The 14595-nt window shown below is 39.1% G+C and carries 11 protein-coding genes; 8 read left to right on the top strand and 3 right to left on the bottom strand.

The features are described from left to right. The first annotated feature begins 313 nt into the window (after nt 1-313). Complete coding sequence (locus tag QMA08_RS11365) at nt 314-928, top strand: trimeric intracellular cation channel family protein (protein WP_002957915.1); 615 nt, start codon at nt 314-316, stop codon at nt 926-928. A gap of 34 nt (nt 929-962) precedes the next feature. Further along, nucleotides 963-2474 (top strand): YifB family Mg chelatase-like AAA ATPase, encoded by a 1512-nt coding sequence (locus tag QMA08_RS11370; RefSeq protein WP_002957914.1) that lies wholly within the window; start codon nt 963-965, stop codon nt 2472-2474. Here the strand turns inward: QMA08_RS11370 and QMA08_RS11375 are convergent. Continuing rightward, on the bottom strand, nt 2471-3175 hold the full coding sequence (locus QMA08_RS11375) for a response regulator transcription factor (RefSeq protein WP_002957913.1): 705 nt from the start codon (nt 3173-3175) through the stop codon (nt 2471-2473). The genes QMA08_RS11370 and QMA08_RS11375 overlap by 4 nt on opposite strands. A 216-nt stretch (nt 3176-3391) precedes the next feature. After that, nucleotides 3392-5887: a prolyl oligopeptidase family serine peptidase gene (locus tag QMA08_RS11380; RefSeq protein WP_290174543.1), complete on the bottom strand. Its 2496-nt coding sequence runs from the start codon at nt 5885-5887 to the stop codon at nt 3392-3394. Nucleotides 5888-5971: 84 nt separating this feature from the next. On the opposite strand from QMA08_RS11380, the gene QMA08_RS11385 reads away from it, so the two are divergent. Continuing rightward, entirely contained in the window at nt 5972-7048 is a 1077-nt protein-coding gene (locus tag QMA08_RS11385) for a hemolysin family protein (RefSeq protein WP_002957910.1), read from the top strand. Nucleotides 7049-7080: 32 nt separating this feature from the next. Here QMA08_RS11385 and QMA08_RS11390 read toward each other — a convergent pair whose 3' ends face one another. Further along, on the bottom strand, nt 7081-8292 hold the full coding sequence (locus tag QMA08_RS11390) for an EAL domain-containing protein (protein ID WP_193225523.1): 1212 nt from the start codon (nt 8290-8292) through the stop codon (nt 7081-7083). Nucleotides 8293-8458: 166 nt separating this feature from the next. Between QMA08_RS11390 and QMA08_RS11395 the strand changes: the two genes are divergently transcribed. The 5 genes from QMA08_RS11395 to QMA08_RS11415 all read left to right on the top strand — a co-directional run bounded on the left by QMA08_RS11395 (nt 8459) and on the right by QMA08_RS11415 (nt 14568). Next, complete coding sequence (locus QMA08_RS11395) at nt 8459-9475, top strand: site-2 protease family protein (protein ID WP_033020507.1); 1017 nt, start codon at nt 8459-8461, stop codon at nt 9473-9475. A gap of 131 nt (nt 9476-9606) precedes the next feature. Continuing rightward, on the top strand, nt 9607-10848 hold the full coding sequence (locus tag QMA08_RS11400; RefSeq protein ID WP_290174544.1) for an HlyD family efflux transporter periplasmic adaptor subunit: 1242 nt from the start codon (nt 9607-9609) through the stop codon (nt 10846-10848). A gap of 202 nt (nt 10849-11050) precedes the next feature. Continuing rightward, a complete protein-coding gene (locus tag QMA08_RS11405) occupies nt 11051-11230 on the top strand; it encodes a hypothetical protein (RefSeq protein ID WP_290174545.1) in 180 nt (59 codons plus the stop codon). Nucleotides 11231-11342: 112 nt separating this feature from the next. Continuing rightward, entirely contained in the window at nt 11343-12371 is a 1029-nt protein-coding gene (locus QMA08_RS11410) for a rhomboid family intramembrane serine protease (protein ID WP_290174546.1), read from the top strand. Nucleotides 12372-12426: 55 nt separating this feature from the next. Beyond that, nucleotides 12427-14568 (top strand): peptidase domain-containing ABC transporter, encoded by a 2142-nt coding sequence (locus QMA08_RS11415; protein WP_290174547.1) that lies wholly within the window; start codon nt 12427-12429, stop codon nt 14566-14568. Nucleotides 14569-14595: the final 27 nt, after the last annotated feature.

Here is a 14595-nt window from a genome sequence, read left to right on the forward strand (position 1 = left end):
AATTTAGTGTGTATATTGAGGCTCATAACCCGAAGGTCGTCGGTTCACCTTTTATAAGTTCAGGCTTCCGCAACCACTGAAATAAATAAGAATGAAACGACACGCTTAAAGCGTGTTTTTTTATGTCTAAAATTTGATGAGTGTGGTGAGATCATCTTCACTGCATGAGGCATTCACTTCTCATAAGCGCAAGCTCCCGCCCCCTGAGATACACTTTAAAAATGTTATAAACTTCTTAAAATAAAGCGTTATTACTTAAAACCTTGTTTGGTTTGTGTTAAAACGGCACAAATATTTTTAGGTTGTTACAAATATGACTGAACTTTACCACTGGTTTGATTTAATAGGCATTGCGGTGTTTGCTGTATCGGGCACTTTGCTAGCGTATGAGAAAAAAATGGATGGCTTTGGGGTCGTAGTTTTAGCGACAGTAACTGCTATTGGTGGTGGTACAGTGCGAGATCTAATTTTAGATGTTCCTGTGTTTTGGTTACACGATCAAAGTTACTTTTTTGCCATACTCGCTTCAGTATTTGTTACAACACGCCTTATAAATAAACAAAAGCCGATACCTCATTATATTTTACAAACAGCGGATGCGTTCGGGTTAGCTTTTTTTGCTGTAATGGGGGCGCAAAAAGCACAGCTTGTTGGTATGCCCGATATGACTGCGGTAATTATGGCTGTAATTACAGGCTGCTTTGGTGGATTAATTCGAGATGTGCTTGCACGCGAGATCCCAATGCTATTAAAGGGTGAGCTTTACGCTATTACCTGTATAGCGGGTGGTACTGTATATACGCTTGGCATTAGTTTTTCGTTAGCAACCGAAATGGCGATGGTATTAGGCATGTTAATGACCTTATTACTTCGTTTAGCCGCTATAAAATGGCAAATCACATTACACGTTTTTAAATATCCTGACTAAACTGGTGTAATCACACCATTTACTAGGATAAGGAATGTCGTTAGCTCGTATATTTTCTCGTGCTCAAGTGGGTATAAATGCCCCTGAAGTTATTGTAGAAGTTCACCTAGGAAATGGTTTACCCGCTTTTCATATTGTAGGTCTGCCCGAAGCGTCTGTTAAAGAGTCGAAAGACAGGGTGCGTAGCGCACTCGAAAACTCACAATTTGGTTTCCCCGATCAACGAATAACCGTAAATTTAGCCCCAGCCGACTTGCCAAAAGATGGCGGACGGTTTGATCTGGCTATTGCGGTGGGTATTTTAGTCGCCTCTGGGCAAATAGTGTGTCCTGATATTCATAAATACGAGTTTTATGGTGAGCTCGCTCTTAATGGTGAAGTGCGTGGTGTAAACGCTATTTTACCTTCGGTACTTGCTGCAAAAGAGCAAGATCGTTGCTGCTTTCTACCCCTTGCAAACGACAGCCTAGCAAGCTTAGTTAATGGCGTTAAACGCAAAGCTGTAAGCTCTATTCAAGAAGTATGGGGCGACCTACTTAATCAACAACCCTTGCCATTAAATATAGAGTACCCCGACTGCACTCAAGCCCCTGATTTTTTACTCGATTTAAGCGATGTTAAAGGTCAGCCTGGTGCCAAGCGAGTACTCGAAATTGCTGCAGCTGGCGGGCATAATTTACTATTTTTAGGCCCTCCTGGTACTGGTAAATCAATGCTGGCCCAGCGAATGGCTACTATAATGCCCACTATGTCGGACGATGAAGCTATTTCAACAGCTGCGCTTTACTCTATTATTGGACAATCCATAGATTTAACTAATTGGCGACAGCGGCCATTTCGTAATCCACATCATACGTGCTCAGCTGTTGCTTTGGTGGGGGGCTCTTCAAATCCCAAGCCTGGTGAAATTTCGCTGGCACACAACGGTGTGCTCTTCTTAGATGAGTTACCGGAATTCGAGCGTAAGGTGCTTGATTCACTGCGTGAACCAATGGAGACCGGCACAGTAACTATTTCACGTGCAGCTAGGCAAATGGAGTTCCCAGCGCAGTTTCAGCTTATTACAGCATTAAACCCAAGCCCAACGGGGAGCCATACTGATAAGCGGGCAACTCCCGATCAAGTTATGCGTTATTTATCACGCGTGTCGGGGCCTTTTATTGACCGTATTGATTTGCAAATAGAACTACCTCGTTTAACGAGTGTTGAGCTACAAAGTACCAAACCAGAGGAAACCAGTGCTGAGGTTAGAGCAAGAGTTGAGGCTGCTTATTATGTGCAGCTAAAACGCCAAGGTAAGGTTAATGCGAGACTTAATAATAAAGAAATGAGTGTGCACTGTGAACTTGCGCCTGCAGAGTTGCAATTTTTAGCTAGAGCAAGCGAGAAGTTGTCTTTATCGCCACGCTCCTACCATAGAGTAATTAAGGTGGCGCGTACAATTAGTGATTTAAAAGGCGCTGAAAACATTAGTTTAAATGAGCTTAAAGAAGCACTTAATTACCGCGCATTTGAGCGCCTTATTGCGCAATTAACTAAGTATTAAATAGAAAGCATATAGCCTTTACCGCGGACGGTAACGATGCGTTTTTGATCTTTTTCATCATTTAATTTTTTACGTAAACGACCAATAAGCACATCAACAGTACGATCGTTTGGACTCCAATCGGGCTGGCCTATTTCTTCAGATATTTTTTCACGGGATGTGGCTTTACCTGCGTTACTAATTAAGCAAATAAGCACTTTATGTTCGGCTTCAGTTAAGCGTGACTCAACGCCCGCAGCAGTAATTAATGTACGGTTATCAGGATGAAGCTTAAAGTCAGCATATTCTATAAACTCTTCGCTTTCGTCGTCTTCTAGGTTGACGGCAACACGCTTATAGAGCGCGCGCATGCGAAGCTCTAACTCAAGTAAATCGACGGGCTTACAAATATAGTCATCAGCACCTTGTGCAAGACCAGCGATACGATCGGCTTGGGAGTCACGACTCGATAATACAATAACGCCAATATCGGTCAGTGTGTTTAATTCTTTTGCGAGCTGAAGCCCGTCGCGCTTTGGTAAGACAATGTCAATTATGGCTAATGATATAGCACCGCGCAGGTTTACCCGCTGCCTTACAATGTTAAGTGCATCAGCGCCAGTTGGGTCTACCTCTATTGTAAATTCGGTATCTGCAAAGTGATTTTGGATGCGTTTAACGAGTAGTTCATCGTCTTCAACCAATAAAACATTAATAGCCATAGTACTTTATTTTGAATGCTTATAGCTCTGTATGGTAGCACCATTAGGTAAATGCTGAGAAGGGGGTTTATTAGTTTTAAGTAACTTAATATTTCAAAGGTGTATAAGACGTTATTAGAGGATGAGGCTAGCACCTTTAGACTAATTAAAAGGTGCTAAATAATTAATTCTACTATTAATAAATCTATATTAAGTCGTTATTTTAAAGGTTCAGGCTCAGTCATTTTTATACATTGAGTCCCACCATTGAGGCTCGTTTTTTAGCTTTTTATCAAAGTATGCGAGCATGGTGTTCCACCAATCAAATCGTTTATCGCGTGCAAAAATTTGATGGTCAGCGCCTTTGTATTCGATTAACTCTACGTCCTTATTAAGCAGTTTAAGCGCAGTGTACATTGTTAAGCTTTCGCCAACAGGTACATTGGTATCGCTATCACCATGAAGAAGTAGCATAGGTGTTGTTACCTTGTCGGCATGAAATACAGGGCTATGTTGGCTGTAAAGCTCAGGGTTATTCCACGGGAAGCTATTTTTTGATGCTTCGCCAGAATATAAGTAACCCCACCAACCTTCACCCCAATACGAGGTAATATTAGAAATACCCGCATGAGCTATTGAAGCACTAAATATATCGGTTTTAGTTGCTAATAACATGGTCATGAAGCCACCGTACGATGCCCCTAAGTTACCTACTTTTTTACTATCAACATAGTTGTATTTATTTAAAAAGGCTTGCGTGCCTTCGATAATATCGTCTGCGGTGTAGTCGCCCCAGGCATTAACATGCTGCGCTGAAAACTTTTGTCCAAACCCTGTTGCGCCAGTAGGTTGCACTACATAAACAACGTAGCCATTTTCTGCCCATAAGTTAAACGGGTAACGACCTGTAAAACCACGCGTAACTGGTGAAGTACCGCCGTAGTAATACACGAGCGCTGGGTGCTTTTTAGTTTTATCTAAATTGCTTGGAATGTAAACACGGCCCGTTATTTCAACCCCATGTTTATTTTTAAAATTAAACTCTTCTAATGTAGGGAGTAGTGTATTTGCATAGCTACTTGGTTTTGAATCCCATATTAAATCTGTTTTATTTTTACTTACGTTCAGGCGCTTTAGTTGTTGTGGTGTTAAAGCGTTAGTGCCACTTAATAAAATATCGGTATTGCGGTCGTGTGAGTAACTAAATTGTTCAACAATATCCAATCCTGTATTTAACTTTTTAAAGCGCTGTTTACTTAAATCAAATAGGTAAAGTGGTTGAGTGTCTTGCTCTGTTACTTTAATGAGCGCATCGCCGTTTTCTAAAACGTGTAGTTGGCCAATAGCGGGGTCGAATTGTTTACTGAGTGTTTTTACGTTTTTACCACTTTCAGTAAGTAGGTAAAGTTGCCCGTCGTAGTTATTAGCAAGCATTGCTTTTGGTAGTGCTCTGCCTGCGCCATTTTTAAAGTCAGGGCCTGCAACTACATAAATATCTTTATTTGTATATTTGGCTAAATTAAACGTTTTGAATTTACCAAGCGATGAAAGCTTGTTTGATTTTAAATCGAGTTCAACTAACTCTGTTTCTGGGTGAGTTGATGCTTGCATTGCCATTACTGGGCGGCTCATTAATACTTTGCCACGGTTACTATTTGAATCTTCAAGGCTGTAAGAAAGAGGACCTTGGCTAAGTGCTTTTGTTAAACCACTTTTAGTATCAAGCATATAAATTTGGCTGATGGAACGTGCATACGACCAGCGATCTTGCAGACCTTTATAGTGCTTGGTTAAGCTGTTAGTGCTCTCAGGTGATTTAGACCAGCTAAACAAAAGACTGGTGTCGTTATAAAAGGTAAAGCCATTAGCTCCTTCTAAATCGTTTGCTAATGTTTTTATTGAGAAGTTTTTACGGTTAAGTTGTTTAAGCTCACCATTTAACAAATACACTAAATATTGGTTATCTGGACTCCAAATAATGTTACTTGGTTGGCCTGCTTCAAAGCGATAAAGCGTTTGATTGTCTGAATCTTTAAGTACAGTAACTGTATTTGCTTGATTTTGTGTTTTATCACTATAAGTGCGAGTGGTAGTAACGTACTGCTTGGCATTAGGTGCGAGTGATAATTGGCTAATTGTAGGAGCATCAAACAGTTGTTTTGCAGATAAACGTTTTATGTGTGAAGTGCTAAGCGTAATTTTATCAATGTCGCTCTTAGGTGCAAAATCAAGCGTTACATCGTGCCAATTAGCTACTTGCTGGGCTACTATTAAAACAGTGTGAGTACTGTTATTTAAAGCTAACTTATAGCTATTTTTATCGCCTGTTTGTAGTTCGCCATTAATAAATAACTGACCTTGCTCAATCCCTTTTAAGGTAAGCGTACCTTGCGTAAAGCGGGTTGTTTCAATATTAAATTTTAGTGCCTGTAACCCACCTAAAGTGAGCGCATTGATTTTATTAAACGGCTGCCAGTTTTGTTTTTTCCCAAATACAGAAAAACTATCTGTGTCTGCTTGTAGTTGTGGCAATAGGTTGTTAATAATCGCACTGCCATGAGGTGTCTGAAAAGGCTTTAACTGCATATATTCGGCAAGTGGGCCGATAAACTGAATTTTTGATTTATCCAATGGTGCAGCTATTGCAGCAAAGCTTAAGCTGCTAAGCGTTAAAAGAGCTGCTGCGTACTTAAATAGCTTATTTTGATGACACCATGGTGCGCTAAATTTCATTATTATGCCTATTATTATTGGAAGTTTGGCCAAATATAGCATGTATTGTTACCATGCTCACATATCCAATATAGAGGAGAGAAAGTGACTTTACTGATAGTTTATATGGTAGTGGCGATTGTTATTTCGTTTTTATGTTCTGTGATGGAGGCTGTGTTATTAAGTATTTCGCCCAGCTATGTTGCATCACTTAGAAAAAAACACCCTGAGCTTGCTAAACAGCTCGAAAAGCTTAAAAACAATATAGATCAGCCTTTAGCTGCTATTTTAACTTTAAATACAGTTGCCCATACAGCAGGTGCAGCGGGAGTTGGTGCACAAGCGGCTGTCGTTTTTTCCGATGCGGCTGTAGGTATTGCATCAGCCATTATGACATTTCTCGTATTAATTCTTTCTGAAATTATACCTAAAACCTTGGGGGCTAATTACTGGCGAGCTTTAACGCCAAGCGTTACCTACGCTTTGCGGTTTTTAGTTATATCGCTAAAGCCTTTTGTATGGTTTGCTCAAAAGCTAACAAATTTAATGGGTCCAAAGCACGATGAGGCTTATTATATTCGTCAAGAGATAGAGGCAATGGCAGATATAGGCACGGAGTCGGGAGCATTACATCAAGATGAATCTGATATTATCCGTAATTTGTTGCATTTTAAGCATGCAAAATTATGCGACTTAATGACGCCGCGAACTGTTATTTTCAAAATCCATAAAGACTTAACAGTTAATCAGTATTTAAATGAACATGGATCGTCATCGTTTTCTAGAGTGTTGGTATTTGATAAAGATGCCGATGATATCGTTGGGTTTGTGCATAAAAACGATATTATGCTGGCATTTCACCGCTTAGGCACCGATTACAAAATTAGCAAATTGATTAAGCCTATTTATACGGTACCAACTTCTCAGAACGTATCGTCGTTACTGCAAACACTTTTAACAAAGCGCACTCATATATGCTTAGTTGTTGATGAGTATGGTGACGTGCAGGGTATTGTAACGTTAGAGGATATGATTGAAGCTTTAATGGGACTAGAGATTGTAGATGAGCGTGACCAATCTACTAATATGCGCGCAGTAGCAAGGCAGCGTTGGCACAAACGCTTAGCAAGTAGTGCACATATAGTTAGTGAAGAAGATAAACACACGCGGGGTGATAATTAGCTAACAGGCCCCGAGTAAATATTAGTACCGCTTTAAGCGGGGCTGCCATCAGTTTTTAGCCAATCTTTAGCCCAAGATATAAATTCGTCTTGTGGTTTAGGGCGACTAAATAAAAAACCTTGTATGGCTAGGTTTCTTCTATAGTGCCTTAAATAATCGAGCTCTTCTGGGCGTTCAACGCCTTCTGCCACTAAATCTAAATGATCTTTATTCGTAATATTAAATAACGAACTTACAACCACTTGAGAAAATAAATCTGTTTCTATATGGCTAATGAGTGAACGGTCTATTTTAATTTCAGTAAAAGGAAGGTTTCGAAGCTGGTTCATATTAGTAAAGCCAACACCAAAGTCGTCTAGCGATATACCAAAGCCATGCATTCTTAATCTATTTAGTGTTTCTAATTGCATGAGGCTTGAGAGTGCATGTTGTTCTGTTATTTCTATAATTATATTACTAGGCGTGAGTTGGTTTAATTCTAAAATGAGCAGTAATTTATTTGGGCAGTTTAGGTCATCGAGCTGGGTTGGCGATAAGTTAAAGGCCATTTTAAAATCATGACCTAGTTGTGCTGTCATATTTTTGAATTCGCTGGTGGCCTTTTCAAAAAGAGAAAATGTAATTTGATTAATTAAGTTGTGTTGTTCGGCAGTATTTATAAAACGGCAAGGTAAAATAATATTGCCATCTTTACTTGATAAAATACGCGCTAACACTTCAACGCTTTCAATTTTATTGTTATCAGCATTTATCTTTGGTTGATAAAAAGGCGTTATTTCATCGTTTTTTAATGCATCAATAAGCTCATCTTTTGAAATGGCTGACTCTTTTAATAAAGTGTGGCTGTTTAATTGCGCCACTTTAATAAGTAACCTACTAACCTGAGACAGTTGCACTGGCTTTGCAATATTACCAATGAGGTGAGCGTTATGTTGTTTCGCGAGATTGGCAGCTAAGCTAATAACTTTATGGTCCATTTCAGAAACAATTATTATACCGCCTTGATAATGTAACTCTCCTAAGTGGCGGATTAATTCCATGCCGTCCATTTCGGGCATATTGAGATCAGTAAAAATAGCATCAAAGTAGTTGATATCCTCTTTAACTTTTTCAAGCGCTTCTTTTGCATTTAGGCACGTAGTTATAGTGTTGGATATACCCAATTCGTTAAGTATAGCTTCCATAACGATCAAAATTGCTTTTGAATCGTCAACAACTAAAATATTAGGCACTATCTTCTTCACTGTTATCCCTTTCAATGTATCGCTTGGAGTTACTATAAAAGTAGTAGTGTTTTTTTATTTTGTCAGTATCAAATGCTTTTATTTTGAAAAAAGTTACCTAGCACCTTCCCTCGTGTTTTTAAGCTGATTAGGTATACTAGCGCCATTGTTTTAAACGGTCTTAATTATGATAAGAATAGATCTTACTTTAGCCGAGCAACCATTTTCGCTTATGGTGTCTGGGCAAAAAATTGTGCAGGTATTTCATGCGCAACAAGCCATTACCTTTGATAACCCTCGTGAAAACTACTATCAGTTTACTTACGACAACAAAAAAATAGGCATCGATACAGGGGCAGTCGAAGAGCAAAGCATTTCGCTTTTTGTAGATGATCAATTTGCAACACAGCTTGCGCTACCAGCACCTACAAATGGCTCACCTAAAAAAGGCTTTTTAGGGCTAGCTGCATTAGGTTTTAAGCTTTTTAAAAGTGCTAAGGTAATTAAAGTAGTGCTTGCAGGGGCTTCTGTTGCAGGCTATGCGTGGTTATTTAGTATTGAATTTGCACTAATGCTAATTGGTTGCTTAGTCGTACACGAGTACGGCCATGTGCGAGCAATGAAATACTTTGGCATAAAAACCAAAGGTATTTACTTAATCCCATTTGTGGGTGGGCTAGCTGTAAGTGACGACAAAATAACAACCCGCTGGCAAGATGTAGTTATATCATTAATGGGGCCTGCATTTGGTTTAATTACCTCGGTACTGGGTGTCGTTTTATATTACGCCACCGAGATGGAAATATTTGCAGGTGTTGCGGTGCTTAGTGCGTTATTAAATTTATTTAACTTGTTACCTATTTTACCGCTTGATGGCGGGCATGTATTAAAAAGTATTAGCTTTTCAATGCGTTCATGGATTGGCCTAAGTGTATGTTTACTCGGTGTACTGTTTGGTTTATGGCTGAGCTACACATTTGGCTTAATGTTACTGGTATTCTTTTTGTTTGTAGGTGCGCTGGAAATTGTATTTGAATGGCGAGGCCGTCACTATTCACACTTAATGCCGCTAGATAAATATGGCCAAGGCTTTTCAGCGGTTATGTATGCAATTGTAGTAGCTGGGCATGTAGCTGTAATGATGCACTTTGCCGATTCAGAAAATCCAATATTGAGCCTGCCGATGACTATTTTATCGAGCTAGTATTTTTATTTTTCCAACAGCATAAGTTAGTTTTTTGCATTAATATTTTATTTTTTAACTTTCTATGTTGATTTATTGTTAATTGAATTCTAGTGTAATATAAATTAGAACAATCTTAGCGAATCAACTGGATGTTATTTAGAAAGGAAGCTGTCGCTCAGCAAAGTGAGCGTTTAACTGGTGTAATTACGCTAGCACAACCATTATCAATAAAACTTACCGTATTTGTTTTGGTATGTATTGCGATTGTAGTGATAAGCTTCTTATTTACAGCAGAATATTCCCGCAAGGAAACAGTACGGGGGTTTTTAATACCCAGTAAAGGGATAATCCAAAGCTTTGCTAGTCAAGGTGGTATGATTGAGCAGCTATTTGTACGAGAGGGTGATGCAGTTATTAAAGGTCAGCCACTGGCGACTATTATTGTGCAGCAAAATAACAGCCAAGGTATAGCCTTGAGTACCCAGCTTGTTGAGCAGCTAAGTATGCAAATACAGCTGCTCAATGATGAGATAACACAAAACCATACCCTACAAAAGCAAGAGTCACTTAACTTGCAAGCGCAAAAACGTGCACTTACTAATGAGCAAGTTGCATTACAAAGTCAACTTGCTCTGGCTGATGAAAAATTAGGGCTACTTAACCGCCAACAAAGCAACCTTAATCAACTTAATAAAAATGGCTTTTTATCAAATATTGAACGTGAGCAACAACAGCAAGCTTTGTTAGATGTTAAGCAAGAAAAACAAAACCTAGCGCGCTTGCTTATGCAGCAAGAAAATCAATTAAGTCAACTTAGTTTTAATATTGCTAACGTACCCCAGCAGTATACTTTGCGTATAAATAGTCTTAAACGCCAACAAGCGGATATTCAAAACCAGCTCACACAAATTAAAAGTAACTATCAATATACCATAACAGCCAGTAACAGCGGTGTTGTTACTGGCATTCAAGTGGTTGAAGGCGAAACACTTACCCAAGCCAAACCACTGTTGCATATCATTCCTGAAGGATCAGAGCTAGTAGCAGAGTTGTTGCTACCAACACGTTCCGCAGGCTTTATACAGCTAGGTAACGATACGCGCCTGCGTTTTGATGCTTTCCCTTACCAACGCTTTGGTTTTATTAACAGTAAAATTAGCCGTATCGACAAGGCGCTCATTACTCCAAATGAAATACGCCTGCCTATTACCCTGCAAGAGCCAGTGTACCGTTTGCGAGCGACACTCAGCCAACAACAAATGCAGGCCTATGGTAAGGCGTTTGAGCTGAAAAGTGGCATGTTGTTTGAGGCAGATATTATGTTGGAGCAGCGCACATTAATCGAGTGGTTACTCGAGCCACTGTACAGCCTAAAAGGGCGCGTAAGTTAAGTGTAGCGTTTTATAAAATAAAGAAAAATTTGAAAGTTTTGGTGGTTTGCTAAATGCAAACAACCGAAAAAGACGGCCAGCTTTAGTTAACTTTAGCGAGCAGCTAAAGCTAGCCTATTAACCGCTCACCTTTATTGAAGGCGAGCATATTAACAACCCGATGACTTAATTAAAAAGCATCGGATTTATGGAGTATAACATTATGCGTGAATTAAACGTAAATGAAATTAAAGACGTAAATGGTGGGATGTCTGCAGAAGATGGCGGTGCTGCTAGTTTAGCTTTAGCTGCAACAGCAGCAATCGTAGGCGCCCCTTTCGCATTGGGCTTCGGATTAGCTGTTGGTGTTGGACTGCTTTACGCAGCTTATTCAGCAGAATAATACGATTAATAGCACTCATATTAATAACTTGATCTGAGTGCTTTTTAAGCTATTTATGTAACTAGATAAAATTTTATAACAATGTATTAGTAAATTTGAGGCAGTTAAAGTTATGACTAAAAGATGGTCACTATTAAAAGGAGGTAAAATTCGGGAGTTTGAATCTTTAAGTCAAGTTAATAAAGCATTAAAGAATTGGTCTCCATTCACACCAATATTGATCGCAAAACCCAATAGCAATAAGTTTTTACCACCGACTTGTTTTAATGAGTTAGCTTCTACAGTAGTTGTAAATTATAAAGCTCGAGTTTGTATTTGTATCTTAATGACTCTAGTTACAACATTGATGTTATTTTTGGGTATGTTAATTTATGGTAGCCCTATGTTTATAAATGGGACTGTTTTGTTTTCATTAATAACAATAGCGGCACTATCTGATTATTTAATTTCGTTTAAATCCTTACTTACCATGGGTGAAAGAACTAAGTTTTTTTACTGGGTATTTAATTCTAAGTTAATGAAGAAGATAACAATAGCTTGGCTATTGTCCATAGCTGCTCTTGCATTTTTTCAGTTATTTTTTGAGTTCTATTTAGTAGGAAGAGAGCCTCTATTTAAATTCATGGGTACTGTTCATATTCAGGTTTTGAGCGGTGAGATATGGAGGCTAGTTACAGGTCCATTTCTACACTCATCTCCAACACATTTTATTTTGAATGCCATATTTTTAATGGTAATAGGGCCTTTAGCATGGTGCTTATTTTCCTATAGGTCAGCTTTGATTCTTATATTTGGAAGCGGTCTAGGTGCTTTAGTATCAACGCTATTAGGTACTTATACGGAGGACTATCCTTATGATAGTTATGCAGGTATTTCGCCAGGTGTTTTTGCTTTATTTGGAGTGGTTTCTATGTTGGGGCTTATAAGGAAAAATATACTGCCGCAAGGTGTTGCATTACATTTAGGCTTTGTAGCAATAATATCTATTGTTGCAGCTAGTGTATATACAAATAATTCGGCTAATGCCAGCCATTGGGCTGGATTTATATTTGGGATTATTTTATCTCCGCTATTAAACTATAAAAAAATAATCTTAACCGAAGTTAATGTACTTAATTTTAATTGCTTGGAAGAAATTTAAGCTTCAAATATGGGTACGTTTTATTTATAAAATAATATGTCAATTGAAATTAATTATGCAAACAGCTTTAAATTTTACATTATCTAAGTCCGTACCTTTAATCCTCCAATCCGGAATAGCGGAATGTGGCCTAGCTTCTATGGCTATGATGGCATGTTATCACGGCCATAAGTTGGACATGCCTGCTATGCGTAAGCGCTTTTCGGCTAATTTAAAGGGGATGAATTTACAGCAGCTGATTGAACTGGGTGATAACTTGGGGCTCGCCAGTCGTGCATTACAATGCCCGCTTGATGAAGTTCATAAACTGCAAACGCCGTGTATATTACACTGGGATATGAATCACTTTGTGGTATTGACCAAAGTCTCTGGTAAAGGATCTTCAGCTAAATTTGCAATTAACGACCCAGCTGTTGGTAAACGCAGTTTAAATAGTAATGAGTTTAGTAAACACTTTACCGGTATTTGTTTAGAGCTCACGCCAACGAGTAAGTTTGAAGCTAAACAAGAAAAAGCGCAGATGAAGTTTACCCAACTTTGGAGCACCATGAAGGGCTTAAAAGCAGGGTTACTAAAACTGATTGCGTTGTCACTGGTATTACAGTTATTTGCCTTGATGACCCCTTATTATATGCAGTGGGTGGTGGATGAAGTATTAATCAGTTTTGATGAATCGTTATTAACGGTGCTTGCTATGGGTTTTGCGCTGATTGCTATTATTTCGGTGGTGACTAATGCGGTACGAAGTTGGCTAATTTTACGTCTTTCCAGCCTTTTGAATATGCAAATGGGTGTGAACTTACTCCGGCACTTATTGCGGCTACCGATGAATTATTTTGAGTCCCGCCATATTGGCGATATTGTCTCGCGCTTTGGCTCATTAGCGCAAATACGTGAGCGTATTACCACGGGGTTTGTAGAAACACTGGTCGATGGCGTGATGGCTATTACCGTATTGATTATGATGCTAATTTATTCGCTAAAGCTCACTGCAATAGTTGTAGGTGCAATTTTGCTTTACACCTTAGTACGTTTAGCGCTTTATAGGCCGCTGCACCAAGCTACTGAAGAAATGATTCAATCATCTGCCAAAGAGCAATCGAACTTTTTAGAAAATATTCGCGGTATGCAAACTATAAAGCTGTTTGGCAATGAATCGCAGCGCCAAGGCATTTGGCAGAACCGTTATGCTGAAGTCATTAATAGTGAAATCCGTTTAGGGCGTTTAAACATTAGCTTTGATTCATTTAATAAGCTGTTATTTGGCCTTGAAAATGTATTGGTGATTTACTTTGCTGCATTGCTAGTTATGAGCAATAGCTTGTCTGTTGGTATGGTACTGGCGTTTATTGCTTATAAAAACCAGTTAACCAGCCGCTTTGCCAACTTAATTGAGCAAATTATTCAATTCAAAATGATGCGCTTACACTTAGACCGTATTGCAGATATAGCACTCACGAAACAAGAAGCTAATCGTGACGGTGAAATGGCATATACAGGTGATGACGAAGGTAAAGTTAAAGGCCAGCTTACGCTCGAGAATATTTGCTTTAGTTACAGTGAAGAGCAAGCGCCTATTTTAAATAATGTTAATTTAACGCTGAATACCGGTGACTCGATTGCGATTACAGGGCCATCTGGCGCGGGTAAAACTACGCTAATGAAAATTATGCTGGGGTTATTACAGCCGACCTCGGGTAAAGTGCTGCTGGATGGTAAAGATATCACCCAGCTTGGCCTTAAAAACTACCGCAAACAAATAGCTGCAGTAATGCAGGATGACACATTGTTAGCTGGCTCAATCGCTGATAACATCAGTTTTTTTGACCCTCAGCCGAATTATTTAAAAATAGAGACGTGTGCTCGTCATGCGGCTATTCATGATGATATTACCAAAATGACTATGGGTTATAACTCATTAGTAGGTGATATGGGATCAAACTTATCTGGCGGTCAAGTACAGCGTTTACTCCTTGCTCGCGCATTGTATCAATCGCCCTGCGTGTTGTTTATGGATGAAGCAACTAGTCATTTAGACAAAGGCAACGAAGCCAAAATAAGTGAGCAAATTCAGCACTTACCCATCACACGGATTATGATTGCTCATCGCCAAGAAACCATTAACATGGCCAGCAAAGTCTATCAACTGAAAGAGGGTAGGTTGGTGGAGCTACAACAGCAGAGCGAGAGTGCATAAAACAATCAAGACGTGTTTATTACACGC

Source organism: Pseudoalteromonas sp. APC 3355 (assembly GCF_030407615.1).
Classification (GTDB): Bacteria; Pseudomonadota; Gammaproteobacteria; order Enterobacterales; family Alteromonadaceae; genus Pseudoalteromonas; species Pseudoalteromonas distincta.

Coding starts and splice junctions, on each gene's coding strand:
- QMA08_RS11380 (WP_290174543.1), bottom strand. CDS start 5,887: ATGAAATTTAGCGCACCATGGTGTCATCAAAATAAGCTATTTAAGTAC.
- QMA08_RS11375 (WP_002957913.1), bottom strand. CDS start 3,175: ATGGCTATTAATGTTTTATTGGTTGAAGACGATGAACTACTCGTTAAA.
- QMA08_RS11415 (WP_290174547.1), top strand. CDS start 12,427: ATGCAAACAGCTTTAAATTTTACATTATCTAAGTCCGTACCTTTAATC.
- QMA08_RS11395 (WP_033020507.1), top strand. CDS start 8,459: ATGATAAGAATAGATCTTACTTTAGCCGAGCAACCATTTTCGCTTATG.
- QMA08_RS11405 (WP_290174545.1), top strand. CDS start 11,051: ATGCGTGAATTAAACGTAAATGAAATTAAAGACGTAAATGGTGGGATG.
- QMA08_RS11365 (WP_002957915.1), top strand. CDS start 314: ATGACTGAACTTTACCACTGGTTTGATTTAATAGGCATTGCGGTGTTT.
- QMA08_RS11410 (WP_290174546.1), top strand. CDS start 11,343: ATGACTAAAAGATGGTCACTATTAAAAGGAGGTAAAATTCGGGAGTTT.
- QMA08_RS11370 (WP_002957914.1), top strand. CDS start 963: ATGTCGTTAGCTCGTATATTTTCTCGTGCTCAAGTGGGTATAAATGCC.
- QMA08_RS11400 (WP_290174544.1), top strand. CDS start 9,607: ATGTTATTTAGAAAGGAAGCTGTCGCTCAGCAAAGTGAGCGTTTAACT.